This window comes from Enorma massiliensis phI, assembly GCF_000311845.1.
Lineage (GTDB): Bacteria > Actinomycetota > Coriobacteriia > Coriobacteriales > Coriobacteriaceae > Enorma > Enorma massiliensis.
The window spans coordinates 284,342-300,728 of sequence record NZ_HE978575.1; the positions used below are offsets into that span (position 1 = coordinate 284,342).

General features: G+C 62.7%; 9 protein-coding genes. 3 read left to right on the forward strand and 6 right to left on the reverse strand.

The features are described from left to right. Positions 1-970: 970 nt before the first annotated feature. On the forward strand, positions 971-3,778 hold the full coding sequence (locus HGEM_RS07955; RefSeq protein ID WP_019128900.1) for an AfsR/SARP family transcriptional regulator: 2,808 nt from the start codon (positions 971-973) through the stop codon (positions 3,776-3,778). A 102-nt stretch (positions 3,779-3,880) separates the two neighbouring features. Here HGEM_RS07955 and yhbY read toward each other — a convergent pair whose 3' ends face one another. Further along, positions 3,881-4,180: a ribosome assembly RNA-binding protein YhbY gene (gene yhbY / locus HGEM_RS07960; RefSeq protein WP_019128901.1), complete on the reverse strand. Its 300-nt coding sequence runs from the start codon at positions 4,178-4,180 to the stop codon at positions 3,881-3,883. Between the two features lie 514 nt (positions 4,181-4,694). On the opposite strand from yhbY, the gene HGEM_RS07965 reads away from it, so the two are divergent. Next, complete coding sequence (locus HGEM_RS07965) at positions 4,695-7,829, forward strand: vitamin B12-dependent ribonucleotide reductase (protein ID WP_019128902.1); 3,135 nt, start codon at positions 4,695-4,697, stop codon at positions 7,827-7,829. 447 nt (positions 7,830-8,276) lie between these two features. Then, positions 8,277-9,014: a hypothetical protein gene (locus HGEM_RS07970; RefSeq protein ID WP_019128903.1), complete on the forward strand. Its 738-nt coding sequence runs from the start codon at positions 8,277-8,279 to the stop codon at positions 9,012-9,014. 93 nt (positions 9,015-9,107) lie between these two features. On the opposite strand, the gene HGEM_RS07975 is transcribed toward HGEM_RS07970, so the two are convergent. The 5 genes from HGEM_RS07975 to HGEM_RS07995 form a co-directional block, all read right to left on the reverse strand. Then, the gene (locus HGEM_RS07975; RefSeq protein WP_019128904.1) at positions 9,108-9,569 is read right to left on the reverse strand and encodes a hypothetical protein; all 462 of its coding nucleotides are present in this window, start codon (positions 9,567-9,569) and stop codon (positions 9,108-9,110) included. 283 nt (positions 9,570-9,852) lie between these two features. After that, on the reverse strand, positions 9,853-11,217 hold the full coding sequence (locus tag HGEM_RS07980; RefSeq protein ID WP_019128905.1) for a PFL family protein: 1,365 nt from the start codon (positions 11,215-11,217) through the stop codon (positions 9,853-9,855). A gap of 313 nt (positions 11,218-11,530) precedes the next feature. Continuing rightward, a complete protein-coding gene (locus HGEM_RS07985; protein WP_035101607.1) occupies positions 11,531-12,346 on the reverse strand; it encodes a DNA/RNA non-specific endonuclease in 816 nt (271 codons plus the stop codon). A gap of 310 nt (positions 12,347-12,656) precedes the next feature. Further along, a complete protein-coding gene (locus HGEM_RS07990) occupies positions 12,657-15,293 on the reverse strand; it encodes a homocysteine S-methyltransferase family protein (RefSeq protein WP_019128907.1) in 2,637 nt (878 codons plus the stop codon). 263 nt (positions 15,294-15,556) lie between these two features. After that, complete coding sequence (locus HGEM_RS07995) at positions 15,557-16,285, reverse strand: hypothetical protein (RefSeq protein WP_019128908.1); 729 nt, start codon at positions 16,283-16,285, stop codon at positions 15,557-15,559. Between the last annotated feature and the right edge of the window lie 102 nt (positions 16,286-16,387).

Consider the following 16,387-nt stretch of genomic DNA (forward strand, 5'->3'; position numbering starts at 1 on the left):
TAGGGGTCATTCCGCCTGATTGGAAAGGGGCGCTCTCTTCGCTGGGGAGCGCCCCTTCTTTGCATGGAGGGTCCCGCTTTCGATACCACCAAAGTTCATTCAGGGCACGGTTTATGAGAGAGCATAGAAGAGATCGTGCTCGATAAAGGCTTTTGGACGTCGCGTAGGTTCATTCAAGGCGCAGCCGCTTGACACGAGGGTTAGCTGTTCCATCGTGGATGGCGGCCGCGCCTTTTGCTGTTGGATGAGTGCCGGCGCATGATTCTCTATCCTATGCAGTTTTCAACAGAGCTTCTAGGTTTTCAACCGAGACGCGCCAGAGCGGGCTGCAATCTGAACAAATACTGGTAAGAACGGGTTCTCACGGCATGTAGAGAGGTGTTCCTAGTTGGTTCAAGTGTGCAATCAAAATTCTGTGAGAGGGGTCGCATAATACGTAGACGGTTTTGTGTGAGACCTAGAATGTGTCATTTGTGTTGTACGAGATGTCGGGTGGACCATTACACGGCCCATTAACTGCTATAACGCGAAAACCATTTATTGACACAGTAATGTACCCCCACCTAAACAAAATCTGATCCTATTCTAAATCGGTGCGATGTTTGCAGGGACACGTCGCGGTATGTGGCCGCATGTCCCGGTACCGTGTGTTGTAGGGAAGGATGAGGAGTTGGGGATGAACACGACGGTAAAGAAACGCAAGAGTTCAGCGCCTTCAACGAAAGCAAGCAAGACGGGTCGTAGGCGCGTGCGCGAGACGGAGGTCGGGCGCGTTCACGACGCGCAGTGGCCGTTGCCCATGGGGCCGAGTTTCACGGTTGCGAGGACGCAGTTCATTCGAGAGATGGTCCGGTCAGTGCGACGATCGGGGGTCGTCGTGCTATGCGCCCCGAGTGGATTCGGCAAGACTGCCTTGCTGCTGCAGTTTGCCGACGAGGTACGCAGAGATCCCGGTAGGGGAACGGCTCGCGTGGTCGATGCGCGAGAGGCGATGCTCGACGAGTTGATTGTTCAACTCGATGCGATTGAACGTGAATGCGCGCAGGTACCGCACCCGGTCATTGCCATCGACGACCTTCCCGCTTTCGAGGGCGATGCGGCAAAGGAGTTTGTCGCCCATGTGCGCGGCATGCGCGAGCAAGGTGTGGAGTTTGCCATCGCCTGCACGCCATTGGCTGGAGAAACGGTGCGGTTGCTCTCAGATTCGGCGAAGCTCACGGCCAAACAGCTCGCGGTGCGCCCGCGCGAGTTCGCTGAGTGGTCGCGCGTGCTCGCCATTTCCAGCAAGCTCGATGTATATAAGCTCACCCAGGGCGTACCGGCGCTGGTGGCGGCCTTGCAGGCGACGGTCGATACGATGGGGGAGGAGCGGCAACCGCTTGCCACAGCGACCTGCAATCTGTACAGTTCGGTCCTCGACGAGCTGGAGCGATCCGATGACGCGATCAGAATACTTGCGGAAACGCTCCTCCTCGTGGGAAGTGGGTCCCTGAGGGATTTTGCGGCGGCGGGAACGCCGGTGGATATGTCGTGTCTGCAGCGGCTCGTGCATGATTATCCGGTTTTCGGATACGATGCCACAACGAACAGCTTCGCGTGCATGGGGGCAGACGAGGGCGTTTTGCAGCCAATAGGAGAGCGTATCGCGAAGGGCATGCCGCAGATTGTGCGCCGTGCCGTGCGCATCCAAGTGAGAGCAGGGAGAGCGGGCCGGGCGGTTGAGCTTCTGGACCGATTTCTATCGCCCACCGACGCTCTCCATGTGTTGTCGCACGATCCTATGCGATTTGTGCTTTCAGGGCAGGCCCCCTTCATCAATAGGATTGTCGGCGGGTCGAAAGGTTTGGAGGAGCAAACGAATGCCGATCCCAACCTCGAGCTTGCCGTGTATGGCGCGGCGCTCATCTCGGGCGATATGCGCCTTGCTCGCACCCTGGCGGGTACGTTTGCGATACAGGCGGAGGGCCTTGCTTCGCGCATTGATCAGCATGATTGGGAAGTGGCCCGCGCATTGGGGTCTCTTTGGTCCTCCTGTCGTGGCGTCGGGCTTCCGGAGGTATCGGGGTTTGCAGCGCTTTCTCCGGGTTCCTGCCAAGATGCAGAGGCGCTTGCCCTTCATGAGCGCTGTTTTCGCGGCCTCATCGAGCAGGGAACATGGACGGGCGAGGTCGAGCGCTTCCTGGAGCGTCGAGTTGGAAAGCCCTTTCCGCTCGCCTCGGATTCGGTTGCCTGCGGGATTGACATCCCGAATCTTCTGCTCACCTGCGATGTGCTGCTTGCGGAAGCGCTCACTGGAGTGCTCGGTCGCATCGATGAGCGAGATGTCGCACTTGCGGCGCTCGTCGAGCCGCTCCGTGAGCAGCGCCTGCTGCCAATCTTGAACCACGTGCGGCTCGTGTGTTCGGTCCGAAGGCTTCTTTCGGGCACCCCGCTGGTCGACGAGCAAGCGGTGGTAGATGCCAACACGCTGGCGGTGAGGACGTCCGACCTGTCACTGCAGCTGTTCAGCGCGATTATGGAGGGATGGCAGGATCTCACGGTCAATCAGGCGGGCAGCGCGCGGTTCCGCGGGCAGCAGGCGGCAAGGCTGGCCGATGCCCGCCATCCGTTTCTAGCACGCGGAGCGTTCTTTCTCGAGCGAGTAGCGAGCCTGCGCAGCATATCGCAGCTCGCCATTCGCGAGGAAGCGGGCGCAATCGATCTTAACCGGCGCGACGTGGATGCCGAGGATGCGTGGGCTTGCGCGCTCTACCTGTCTGCAGCCCATTGCGATGCAGAGCTGACAGCGTGGTGCTCGCTGCAGAAGGACACGCTGTTCACCCCCTCGTTCAGGCTGTTCGCACGTTTGGCGCTTTCGGTGATGGGCGAGAAGGCGGACGCGCTTCGAAGGATGCTGCCCCGCCCCATGCTTCCGTACTACATCTTGGATGTCGGCGTGGTGTCCGCCCCATTGTTCGACGAGCCCGATCGCGCGGCCAAGCAGGAGGAGGCGGTGGGGCACATTACCTTCCGCATGCTCGGAGGGTTTTCGATTGAGCGCAACGGGCACATCATCACGTCAAACATCTGGAAACGCAAGAAGACGGGCATGCTCGCGGCCCGCCTTGCCTTGGCACAGGGTGGGCTTGTTGATCGTCAGGTGCTGTATGACGAGTTCTGGCCCGAGATGGATTACAAGCACGCTCGCGAAAACCTCTACGCAACGGTATCGATGCTTCGGCATTCGCTCGGCGAGAACGGGAAAGATGGGCCGCAGTACATCGTGCTTCAAGGGGGAAGCATTGGCGTCAATCCGGAGTTCATTTCTTCAGATGTGCAGTTCTTCGAAAAGCTCGCGCGCATCGTGCTGCTCGGCCATGTGCAGCTCAGCGCTCCAAAGACCATAGAGCTCTGCCTGCGCATCGAGCAACTCTATACAGGGCCGCTATTTGTTCCCACGGACGGCGTCACGACGTACTTCCAAAGGATGAAGCACGTGTTGCAGTCGAAGTTCATCGACTGCATGGTTCGCGGAATAGATGTTGCCCTCGCCGAGGAGGACCTGACATCGGCACTTTGGATGGCGGAGGCTGGTCTTCAACAGGACGCAACGAGAGAAGACTTGATGCGCAGCGCAATGCACGTTTACGACGAGCTGGGACGGCGAAAGGATATCGTGGAGCTCTACGGCGCGCGCATGCAGAGCTTGGAGATGCAGGGGAAGGGAGGCCCGGAGCCGGAGACGAAGCGGCTCTACCGTGAAATCATCGAGCGGTATCGATTGCGCAGCATCATGTAGTGGCGATAACACTCGTCCACGCGGTTCAGCTGGGCCTTGGGGCCTAGCCTCGGGGTCTGGGCGAACATAATCCGGCTGGGCCTCGAGGTCTAGCCGGTGGAGCTAGTCGAGCTTGATCTTTTCGATGTCATCTCGGGAAGTTTCGCGGTAGATCGAGAACTTCCTGCCGATAACCTGGACGACTTCAGCGCTGCAGCGCTCAGCGAGCTCGCTGGCGGCTTCGCGGACGTCGAGGCTCGAGGTGTCGAGCACTGAGCATTTGATGAGCTCGTGTGCCTCGAGCGCGGCGTTCGCCTGCTCGACCGTGCCGTCGTTCACGTCTCCCTTGCCGATGATGATGGTGGGGTTGAGATGGTGCGCCAAGCTACGCAGCTGCCTGATGTTCTTGCCGGTCAATGCCATGGTTTTGCTCGCTTTCCGGGTGTGCTCGCATGCATGTTCTATAAGTCCGAACACGATACCGTAAAGAGCTAGTCAACGGCAAGGATGCATGTGAGACTTCACAGCTTCTGAGCAGGGAGGCCTTCACGTTTCGCGTGGGCGGGCCCTCGCCCGGCGGCAGCTATCTCCCGGCCGGCGCCGTGTGGCGTCGGGGGTGCAGCGCGTATCTTGTGTGAAGGAGCACGTGCGGAGAACAAGGAGGGCGCGGTCTCTGCCTGCGTCTTTTCGGTGCGTGCGCGGTGCGTATTTGCCTGCGCCGTCGTTTGCGCAGGATGCACTCAAGGGCAGCAACTATATATTGTGATACCGTTCGCGGAATGACACAAGATATTGGATGCGTGTTGACGGGATGTTGATAGAATCGAATACAGCTGTCGCGGCTTCGGCTCTTGGGCCGGAGTCGCTCCTATTCTGTCCGCACGCGGCGCAATACTCCATGCAACGCGAAGCGCCCTCAAGAAAGCGAGGCATATCCATGGCGACCACGATTGACGAGCTCGTAAGCCGCCGGTTCACATGCGATCTCGAGCGGCCCGAAAATGTCGGGAAAACCGTCTACGACCTGTTTGATTGGTCGAAGCGCGACGTGCTTCTTACGGACTATAAAACGGGCAAGACGCTCTGCGAGATGCACGATCTTGAGTTTCCCGCGAGCTATTCCCAAAATGCGGTGGACATCATCGCGTCCAAGTATTTTCGCCGGGCCGGCGTTCCCGGCACCGAGCATGAGGTGTCGCTCCGCCAGGTGGCGCATCGCATGGTCGATTTCTGGGTCGCCGCGCTCATAGAGGAAGGCATGATCGAGGAAGGCGAGCAATCGCAGATACTGTACGACGAGCTCGTTTACCTCATCTTGGACCAGCGGTTCGCCCCGAATTCCCCGCAGTGGTTCAACACCGGGCTCAAGCGCTCGTACGGCATAGCCGGCGAACCTCAGGAGATGTATTACGTAGACCCTCAGAGCGGCGAGGTCGTCGAATCGATCGACCAGTACACCCGAAGCCAGGCGAGCGCGTGCTTCATCGTGAGCGTCGAGGACAAGCTGTTGGGCGAGCACTCAATCTCGGATGAATATGTGACGGAGACCAAGCTCTTCAAGGGCGGGTCGGGCACCGGCTCCAACTTCAGCGCGCTTCGCGCCGAGGGCGAGAGGCTCTCGGGAGGCGGTGTTTCGAGCGGCGTCATGAGCTTCTTGCGCGGCCTCGACCGCAATGCCGACGCCATCAAGAGCGGCGGTACCACGCGCCGGGCCGCAAAGATGGTTTGCCTTGACATCGACCACCCGGATATCGAGCAGTTCATCACGTGGAAGGCGAAAGAGGAGGACAAGGCCCTCGCCCTCATGAAGATGGGTTACGACGGCGATATCAACGGCGAGGCCTATTCCACCGTCTCGGGCCAGAACTCCAATAACTCGCTGCGCATCGACAACGAGTTCATGGCGAAGGTTATGGAGCTGCCGGAGAATCCTGAGGTGACCTACGAGCTCAAGGGGCGCGTGGACCCATCGTTCGATCACGAGGTTTCCGTCAAGCACATCTGGGACACGTTTAACGAGAGCGCGTGGCGTTGCGCCGACCCGGCCCCGCAGTTCAGCGATACGTTCAATGAATGGCACACCTGCCCGGGCGGCGAGGACGGTGTGGTGGGCGCGAGCTACAACCGCCTGAACTCCACGAACCCGTGCGGCGAGTACGCATTTCTTGACGATTCGAGCTGCAATCTCGCATCGATCAACGTCTACCGTTTCTACGATCCCGCGACGGACCGCTTCGATGTCGAAGGGTACGAGCATGCAATCGACTTGATCCAGCTCGCGCTCGAGGCGTCCATCGCATGGGGCCAGTTCCCCACGAAGGACATCGCGCGCAAAACCTATCGTTTCCGCGCCACGGGCCTCGGCATCTCTAATCTCGCGAGCCTGCTCATGGCGAAGGGCCTGCCCTATGATTCTGCTGCCGCCCGCGCCCTTGCTTCGGCACTTGTGGGCACGCTGACCGGGCGCAGCTACACCGCTTCCGCCATCATGGCGCGCAAGGTGGGGCCGTTCGATTGCTTCGATATCAACAAGCGCCATATGATGCGCGTGATTCGAAACCACGCGCGTGTGGCGGGCGCCCGCAACGATGCCTTCGAGGGCCTCACCGTCGAGCCGCCCATCGTAGACTTCGACCTGCTCACCGCTGCGGGCGAGGAGGAACTCGCCTCGGCGCTCATCGAGAGCTGGACGTTTGCCGAGGAACTCGGCGAGCGCTACGGGTATCGCAACGCGCAGGTGAGCGTCATGGCACCGACGGGCACCATCTCGTTCGCTATGGACTGCGGGGCCACCTCCATCGAGCCGTTCTTTAGCCACATGGCGTACAAGAAGCTCTCGGGCGGCGGGTTCATGACCATCGCGAACCCGGTGATCGGCGATGCCCTGCGCCATCTGGGCTACACCGAAGACGAGGTGGAGGACATTCTCGCCTACGTGCAGGCAACGGATGAGAATGGCATGATCGTTGACGGTAAGATTGAGGGTGCGCCGCATCTCAAGCGCGAGCACCTGCCCGTGTTCGACACGGCGAATGTTTGCGGCTCGGGCGAGCGCTTCATCGCTCCGCGCGGGCACGTGCTCATGGTGGCGGCGCTCACGCCGCTCGTCTCCGGTGCCATTTCCAAGACGGTGAACTTGCCGCGCGAGGCTACGGTGCAGGATTTCAAAGACGTCATCATGCTCGCCTGGCAGACAGGTTGCAAGGGCATCACGCTCTATCGCGATGGCTCCAAGAACGCGCAGCCGCTCAACACGACGCTTGCCGACGACACCGACGAGAAGGATTTGGCCGAGCTCTCGTACGAGGCGTTGCTCGCATATGCGCGCGACGCACAGGGGCTCCTCGCCACCGCCCAGAAGCCTGCCCAGCGTAAGCGCATCGTGGGCATCCGCGACGGGCGCACGCATCTGGCGCAGATCGACGGTGTGAAAATCTACACGACGGTGAACCGAAACGATGCGGGCAAGATCTCCGAGCTCTTCGTAACGACCGACCGTGAGGGCACGACCATCATGGGCCTTCTGAACTCGCTTTCGAAGACCATCTCGGTCATGCTGCAGTACGGCATTCCGCCGGAGAGCATCTCCAAGATGCTGCGCGGTCAGATGTACGAGCCCTATGGCTTTGTTCAGAGCCATCCGAACATCAAGTACGTGACGAGCATCTCGGACCTTATTTCCAAGGTGATCGATATCGAGTTGGGGGACTACACGCGCGTGCAGGTGAAGCCTGAGGGCTGGAGCCAGATTGCTGGCGCCACGCCCGCGCCGCCGGCGGCCGTGCCGCGCGTGGCCGAGCCCGATCCCGACGAGGAGCCAGTAGCTACCGAGGAAGAGCTTTCGCGTCTTACGGCGGTGAAGGAGCAGGAGCTTGCCGAGGAGACGGGCGCTGTCGATACCGGCGATGTCTATACGGCGGCTTTTGTGAACGAAGCCGTGCATGACGCCGCCCTTCACGGAGAGCGCCTGTATGACGGAAGCACCTGTCCGACCTGCGGTAGCTCCCGCATGGTGCAGAACGGAACGTGCAAGGTGTGCATGGACTGCGGTACTACGACGGGGTGCAGCTGATACCGCTCGATAACCCATACGCGTCTTGGCATCCGGGTGCGTCTTGCCATTCGGATGCCTGTCCGCGCGGTATCGTCTGCCTGCGAGGTGTCGTTCACCGAGATCAAGGGTGTCTGGCTGCAATCCGTACCTTTTTGGTGGGGAGCCGGGGCTTCGAGGCGCGCGATGGTAAGCTGAGGGCTCGTTACGCGAGACAAGGGAGTTCCCATGTCACGAGAATCCAAGCCCTCTCAGCCTCATCAGGCACCATCTTCTCGGCGGCCTGCTCATCGCTCCGCGCCTGCCGCGGGCGGCTCCCAGTCCCAGGCAGCCCATCACTCCGTGCCTCCCGCTCGCGGTGTCCAGCGCTCTGAGGCCGCTTATCGTTCCATACCCGCCGCTCGCGGTGCCCATCGCCCCGTGCGAACTGGAGGCATCCACCGTTCCGCATCCGCTGCAGGCGCCCATATGCGCGCGCCCGAGCGCGAGGTTCCTCGGTCTGCGGCGTCTGTCGGCCGCACCGCTGGAGCCCATGCGAGCGGCGCTGCTCAGGCGCCTATCAACGCCGTTGACGCGGCTCACCGGGCCGCCCGATCCGACGCCGGGCAGGCTGAGCGGTTCCGTCGAGAGGCGGCCGGGCATGCGGTTGCCACAAAAGCATCGCCTGGGGCGGGCAGATCGGGCCGCGCACTCGTAGTCGTCTCGGCGTTCGTTGGCATTGCGCTCGCGGTGGCGTTGCTCGTTGTGGTGGGAAGCGCGGTGGTCGGCGCCTTGCTGCAGGACGAGCAGCCTCGTACTGAGGTTGCGGCAAACGATAGCGCGGCGAGTACAACGCCCGAGGACGTGTTCGTGCTCGCCACGGACGGCGGGACGATAGAGCTCGATGGCTCGGCCTACTCGCTCGTCTCGTCCGGTGATGGGTATTCCTTTGCCAGCCAGCGAGTGGGCTCGACGGATGAGCCCATGGCGCTTTTTGAGGTCACGGGAGAGCCGGTCGGCTTCGCGATTCATCGCGGCACGTTTTATGTGGTGTCAAATGCGGACGGCTCATGTTACGTGCAGTCTTTCGTTCCGAGCGACGGGTCGATCCCTACGGATTACTACAGCGGCGCAGGCACGATTTCGACCATCGATATCAAGAATGCACAGCTCATTCTCACCGATGACGCGGGCGAGCAGCACGCTATCGATTTGCCGCAGGGGTAGGCTGTGCCCTGGGGTTGGCTCGCGAGGCAGGCGGCAGGGAAGTTGGGTATGTGGAAGCGGTCACCGATCTGCTCTGCCGAATATCACTCGCAGCTACAGGTAGGCAAGGAGCGAGACGTAAGATTGGGCGCTTTCGGGAACGGAGAGCGTAAGCTCTTGGCCCAAGGCATCAACTGTGACGTATGAGGGGTCGGCATAGGTGGTGACCGTTGCGCTGGCTCCTTGGTAGGTGGTGTTGAACGTTCCGGTTGCGGATGCATTCGAGGGAAGTGTCGTCACGCTCCACGATTCGATGTTGAGCTGGTCGATGGCGGAGGTAACCTGGCTCTCGCTCATGCCGGTTGCCGAGGCGATAGCCGAAACGTTCTCGCGCAGCGTGCTGTCGATCTGACCCTTGATGCCCGATGCGTCGAGGGCGGCGTTGGCAACGCCGGTGCCGATCATGTCTTCGAGCGGCGTGCCTTTGAGCGCAAAGTTCCACGCGGCTGAGAGCACGCCCAGCACGATCACAATTCCCAATAAGGTTCCGGCAATGGCCCGCGTAACCGTTCTCAAATTCTTCCGCCTCCTCAGCCCCGTTTACGTCTTGCATTTCCGTATGCCCAAACAGCCTGCATCGATCTCTATCTAGTGCGAGGCTCCCAAAAAGCCCACACCGGTCAAGCCCGCGGCAGCGCCCATCGCCCCATGCGCTCGTACCTGACCTTTGCTCTGCAAGTACGCAGCGCAGGCCCCTCCGCCTTTTCTCCGGGGCGAGTTCCGCAGCGTCTCGTAGCTGCGCTGCGAGACGCGAGGACTGCTCGAGCCCGGGAGAAAAGGCGGAGGGGCCGCCGGGAACCTAGTTCTTGAGCGAATTGAGTGGTGCCGGGAATCGTCCGCCGCGGTGCGCAAAGACCGTACCGGCGTGCGGGTTCACCTGCATGACCGGAGCGCGTCCAAAAAGACCGCCGTACTCGACCGTGTCACCCACGCCCTTGCCGATGGCAGGGATCACGCGCACGGCCGTCGTCTTGTTGTTGATCACGCCGATAGCCATCTCGTCGGCGATGATGCCCGCAATCGCCTCGATCGGCGTGTCTCCGGGGATGGCGATCATGTCCAGGCCCACCGAGCACACGCAGGTCATAGCCTCGAGCTTTTCGAGTGACAGGGCGCCCGCCTCGACTGCTTCGATCATGCCAGCATCTTCCGACACGGGGATGAACGCGCCCGAAAGGCCGCCCACGCTCGAGGTGGCCATGACGCCGCCCTTCTTCACGCAGTCGTTGAGGAGCGCCAGCGCCGCGGTGGTGCCGGGGCCGCCGCAGGTGCCCACGCCGATGATCTCGAGAATGCGCGCCACCGAGTCGCCGATAGCGGGCGTCGGGGCGAGCGAGAGGTCTACGATGCCCTTCTCCACGCCCAGGCGCCGCGCAGCCTCGCGGCTCATAAGCTCGCCGGCGCGCGTGATCTTAAATGCAGTCTTCTTGATTTCTTCAGCCACTTCCATCATGTTGGCGGTCTCGGGCAGTTGCTCGAGCGCGGCGGCCATCACGCCGGGGCCGGAGACGCCCACGTTGATGACGGCGTCGGCCTCGCCGGAGCCGTGCACGGCGCCGGCCATGAAGGGGGAGTCCTCGACCATGTTGGCGAAAACCACGAACTTCGAGGCGCCCACGGAATCCTCGTCTGCGGTGAGGCGCGCTGCATCGAGGACCGTCTGCGCCACCATGAGCACGGCGTCCATGTTGATGCCCGCGCGCAGACTCGCCACGTTCACGCTCGAGCACACGCGGCTCGTGTTGGCAAGGGCCTCGGGAATGCTTTGGATGAGCCGTCGGTCGGCGTCGCCAATGCCCTTTTGCACGAGAGCCGAGAATCCGCCAAGGTAATCGATGCCGAGGGTCTCGGCAGCGCGGTCGAGCGCGTGCGCGAGCGGGGTGAGGTCCTCTTCGGCGCAGCACGCAGCGATTTGCGCCACAGGGGTAACCGAGACGCGCTTGTTCACGATGGGAATGCCGTATTCGCGCTCGAGGCTCTCGGCCGTTTCCACCAGATGCTCGGCGGTCGACGTCACGTGGTCGTAGACCTTGGTGCACATGCGGCCCAGATCCTCATCGGCGCAGCCCATGAGCGAGATGCCCATGGTCACGGTGCGAATGTCCAGATGCTGCTCCGCGACCATGCCGCGGGTTTCGGCGATTTCTGCCGGGGTGATAGCCATAGGAGCTCCTGTCTGCCGTTTCACGTCCGTCTATTCTACCGTGGGCGAGTGCTAGGCTGCGTCGAAGCGCGGCGTTACCCGCACGTTAACATGAGAATGGTACGAACGTGGCACGCAGGCGATCGGCGTGCGAAGGCGAGGGCGGGCGCCTGCGGCGCGCGAGCAGGGCGTGCGGGCGAGAGCGGGGGCGCGGGTGCGAGCGGCATGCGAAGGCAAGGACGGGCGTGCGTTCGCGCGGCGTGCACGGCCGCGAGCAGGGCGTGCGGGCGAGAGCGGGGCATCCTTGCGCGAACGAGGTCCGCGGGCCCTGTGGTTATGCAGCCTGCACGTCACCAGTGGCGTAGTCGATATCCCAACCATTGGCGGTGTTGTAGACAAGCACCCGTTCATCGATGCTCCCGTCGTCGGTCCTGATGTCCACGACCACGGCGCGGGGGATGGTCTCGTCACCTTGATAGATGGGGGTCGCAGCGTACCAGAGCATGCCTTGCGGGTTTTGGTCGAGCCACGTGCGTGCGAGGTCTTCGGTGTAGCCCATACCACCGGGCGAAACATTGTCACCGATGTTTTGAGTGCGGGTGCCGGGCACGATATTCGCTGCTTCCATGGAACCGCCCAGGCTCCAGGCGACGAGATGGCTGCGGTTCCACAAGCGTCCGTGGTAGGTGCGTCTTCCGTCAATTCCCTCGATTGAGACCTCGGGGTTTATGCGCGGCCAGCCAACAGGGTCTGCAGGGTCGGGTGCGTTATTGCGGTCCTGAGCCCTCACGGCGGCGCGCATCTCGCCCGTGATCCAGCCGCCCGCCCAGGTGGCTCGCCCAAGAGCGTCGAGGTCACCGTAGGCAATGCCCGGATCGGCGCCTTCATCAACATCTTGCGCCGTGCCGAGCACGCGATAATAGTCGGGGTAGTCGTTAGCCGACCAGGAGAGATCTGCTTCGCCTAGCTGCGCGATTCCATTATTGGCCTGTTCAAGCGACCTGGTGTCGGTAGCCTCGCTAAAACCCGATGCTGCGAGCAGCGCGTCGAGCGGATTTGGCCCATCGACGGCGGCGTAGCCGCCCAGCGCGGCGAGCGCGGCGACGATAGCGGCGAGCCATCGGGCAAAACGGCTGGGCAAGCGGGGCATCATCTCTCCTTCGGTAGTGGGTGGGAGCAAAACTTGCCTCAAAGGATTGAATTTTGGGCTGAGGGTCAAGTAGCAGAAAATCGGGCGCCCTCGTGAGCTGGTGTTTCTTGCCACTGAGTAGGCAGTGTACTCAGGCTGTCCGCGAAAAAACGATCCTTTGACAGGAGTTTTGCAAAAACGGGCGAAGCATGGTCCTGCTTGCGCGCGTTATTGCCGCGCTTGGGCCATGCTTCGCCCATTGCGCGCATTCTCAACGGCGCGTGAGGCTGGCATCGACCTTGGGCGCCGTCGAGAATGCGCGCAGCCGGCATCACTCCTTGAGCACGTCTTCGACGATGCGCGCCGTCGCGGCGGCATCCTTGGCGTAGAAGTCCGCGCCAATCTGCTCGGCGTATTCTGGGGTGAGCACGGCCCCTCCGACGATGATCTTGACTTCCGGCGCCTCGCGGTGCAGAAGCTCGATCGTCTTTTCCATATTGGCGACTGTGGTGGTCATGAGGGCGGAAAGCCCCACGAGCTTGAGGTCGCGCTCGCGCACGGCATCGAGTATCGCGTGTGGGTCCACATCGCGTCCCAGGTCGAAGACCACGTAGCCATAGTTTTCAAGCAACATGCGAACGATATTCTTGCCGATATCGTGGATGTCGCCCTTTACGGTGGCGAGCGCAATGCCGCCTTTGTCGCCGAGCTCGCTGGCCGGCATGACCGCGCGGATGGTGTCAAAGCCCGCACGCGCCGCTTCCGCCGAGGCCATGAGCTGGGGAAGGAAGAAGGCTCCGCGGTCGAATCGGTCGCCAACCTCATCGAGCGCAGGGATAAAACATTCGTTGATGAGCTTCATGGGGTCACATTTTTGAAGTGCCGTACGCGTGGCGGCTGGCATATCGCCCTTGCGTCCAGTGATGATGAGATGGCGAATGGTGTCGTTCGCGTCGGCTGAAGAGGCGCCGGGCTCAGCGGCGCTACCGCCCGTGGTGCTCGCTGCGGCAGCGTTCATCGTGGCAGGTGCCGCCATGGCGTTGACGCTACCTCCAGTGCGGGGAGCCTCGGTGCGCCCATCGGCAACCTTATAGGGGTCGGGGGCGCCCGCGTAGCGCTCGATGAATGCGGCCGAGCCCTCGTCTTCGGAGTTCAGCACGCGGAAGCTGCGCACCACATCCATATAACGATCCGAGCCGGGGTTCATGATGGCGGCGTCGAGCCCCGCGCCGAGCGCGGCGGCGAGGAAGGTCGCGTTCAGGAGCTCGCGCGCGGGCAGACCGAAGCTCACGTTTGAGACGCCAAGCGAGGTGCGCACGCCCAGATGCTCTCGGCAGAGCTCGACGGCACGAAGGATGTCGAGCACTTGGTGCTGGTTCGTCGAGGCGGTCATGACGAGGCAATCTACGAGAATCCGCTCGCGGCCGATTCCATAGCGGGCGGCTTCCTTCACGATGCGCTCGGCAATTTGCAGGCGCGCTTCCGCCGTCGCGGGGATGCCGGCCTCGTCGAGCGTGAGGGCTACGATGTCGCAGCCGTAGTGCGCCGCGATGGGAAGCACCGCATCCATGCTCTCACGCTTTCCGTTTACCGAGTTGATGATGGGTTTCCCTGGGTAGCGTCGCACCGCAGCCTCGATGGCGACGGGGCTGGTCGAGTCGATTTGGAGGGGGAGGAGGGTCGAGCCCTGCAACTCCTCGCAGGCGCGCACCATCATGGCGGGCTCGTCGATCTCGGGCAGGCCCACGTTCACATCGAGCACGTCGGCGCCCTGTTCCTGCTGGCTGATGCCCTGGCCGACGATGTAGGCGAGGTCGCCGGTGCGGAGCGCTGCCTGGAGCTTCTTCTTGCCCGTCGGGTTGATGCGCTCGCCGATGACGGCGATGCGACGGCCGTCGAGCGTGGTGAGCTTTTGGGCGCTCGTGCAGGTGAAGGGGTGTGTCGCCTGTCGCGGCTCGGGCTTATGGCCGCCAAGCTTCTGGGCGAGAAGGCGGATGTAGGCGGGGGTGGTGCCGCAGCAGCCTCCAACGATGCCCGCACCGTCGGCGATTATGTCGCCCACTGCTTCTGCATAGTCTTCAGGCGTGATGTCGTAGACGGTCTGGCCATTTTCAACGCGGGGGAGCCCGGCGTTCGCCTGAACGATTAGAGGCTTGTTGGTCACAGCGAGCATGCGCTGCGCGAACGGGCGGATTTCCTTCGGTCCGAGCGAGCAATTAATGCCGAGGGCGTCCACCCCGAGCGCGTCGAGCGATGCGGCGGCGATCTCTGGCGAGGTGCCGAGGAACGTTCGGCCGTCGGCCTCAAAGGTCATCGTGGCGATGATGGGCAGGTTCGTACACTCCTTGGCGGCGAGCACGGCTGCTTTGACCTCGAGGAGATCGGTCATGGTCTCGATGACGATTAGGTCGGCGCCTGCCTGCTCGGCTACACGTGCCTGTTGGGCGAAGAGCGCGTACGCCTCATCGAACGAGAGCGTTCCAAGGGGGCGCAGCAGCGCGCCGATGGGCCCGATGTCTGCCGCGACATAGCGCGGATGCGCGGCGCGTGCCGCCTGCACCGCAGCTGTGAAGACCTCCTCAACCGACGCTGCGTCGCCGAGCTTGAGCGCGTTGGCACCGAAGGTATTAGTGGTGACCACCTCGCTGCCTGCTTCAACATAGGCGGCGTGCACGCGAGTGATGACCTCCGGGTTCATGAGGTTGAGGAGCTCGGGGACCTCGCCCGCTGCCATGCCCGCAGCTTGCAGCATGGTGCCCATACCGCCGTCGAAGAGCAGGTGACGCCGGCCCTCGAGGACGAGGCGCAGGTCCTTGTCGGCGATGCGAAGTGTGTCGAGCGTGCGCGGGCGATAGGTCTCGCCGGCGGCAAGTCGCTCGGTGAGTGGGGCGAGGGATGCGCTCGGCGCGGGGGTGGTTGAGGTGCCTGGGGAGGCAGGGGTAGCCGGGGCGGCGGGGGTGACGGTCATGCGAATCCTTTCGATAGATGCACGAGATTGTACGCTACCTTGCACGCTGCCGAGGGCTGCGAAGGCGTGTCGGGTATCTGGTGGCGGCGTGGGGAGGCTGCGAACCACGAGTGCCAGGCTGCTGGGTGTCGCCTTGCGTGCTGGCGGCAAGCAACGCGCCTGCCAGCGGTGAGCGCCTTGCCTGCTGGAAGCGGGCATCGCACCTGCCGGCAGTGAGCGCCTACCAGCAGTGAGCGCCTTGCGTGTTGGCGCGCGTGCCGCGCCTACCAGCAGTGAGCGCCGCGAGCGCGGAACGGACATCCCGATGCCACGCGACAACCCGCGCAAGAGCGCACTGCATCCGACGAGTGCGGATCGCCTTCGAAGAGCCCGATGAAAGCCGTGATGCTCTTGGTGGGCATGAGTAGGTTGGTTGGCGTGGCGGTGATGCCACAGAGTCGCGTGGCGTTGAGCGTGGCGAGCACCGTGGGCTGAGCGGCGAGCGGAAGGTCGCCGTATCCGGGGCTAAACCGTGTGTTGCAGGAAAGGCCCGCGGCTTGGGCGGCGGCTTCAATCTCGCAGTTGAGCGCATCGGCTGCGCTTTCCACCAAGGCGGAGCAGGCTGCATCAAAGACGGCTCCCTCGAGTGGGTTCTGGCTGCTCAACACGCGTAGGCGCTGCTCGGAGGCCATGCCGAGTGTGACGGCGAGAACGGCGACATATCGTGCGTCCTTGAGATGGCGGAAGATGTCGCGCCCTGTGAGCGCCAACGCTGTGCCCTCGAGCGCGATATGGCCCGCAGCAACTGGGGTTTGGTTCGCAGACACCGGGTGTTCGCGTTTCACCGGGGTGTCGTATGCCATTCCGCGGGGGAAGACTGCCCAGATGCCAGCGGGAGCTATGCGGGTCACGGCATCGGCCGCGACGGCATCGATGCGCTCGGCGAGCTCTGGCTCGATCTTTTGCCCGTGATATCCAAGGTAGCGGAGCATCTCGTCGCGGTCGAGCGGCACCGTTTTCGCCCCTGGCCGCCATACGCGTGGAACGCCCAGCGGCAAGGGCGCCCGTCCGGCTTCGCTTTGCCCTGTCCCCGTTTCGCGTTCGGCCACGATAGC

Bases quoted from the DNA above. Each gene is read 5' to 3' on its own strand.
- yhbY (WP_019128901.1), bottom strand. From the start codon at position 4,180: ATGGCATTGACCGGCAAGAACATCAGGCAGCTGCGTAGCTTGGCGCAC.
- HGEM_RS07965 (WP_019128902.1), top strand. From the start codon at position 4,695: ATGGCGACCACGATTGACGAGCTCGTAAGCCGCCGGTTCACATGCGAT.
- HGEM_RS07970 (WP_019128903.1), top strand. From the start codon at position 8,277: ATGCGCGCGCCCGAGCGCGAGGTTCCTCGGTCTGCGGCGTCTGTCGGC.
- HGEM_RS07980 (WP_019128905.1), bottom strand. From the start codon at position 11,217: ATGGCTATCACCCCGGCAGAAATCGCCGAAACCCGCGGCATGGTCGCG.
- HGEM_RS07985 (WP_035101607.1), bottom strand. From the start codon at position 12,346: ATGCCCCGCTTGCCCAGCCGTTTTGCCCGATGGCTCGCCGCTATCGTC.
- HGEM_RS07990 (WP_019128907.1), bottom strand. From the start codon at position 15,293: ATGACCGTCACCCCCGCCGCCCCGGCTACCCCTGCCTCCCCAGGCACC.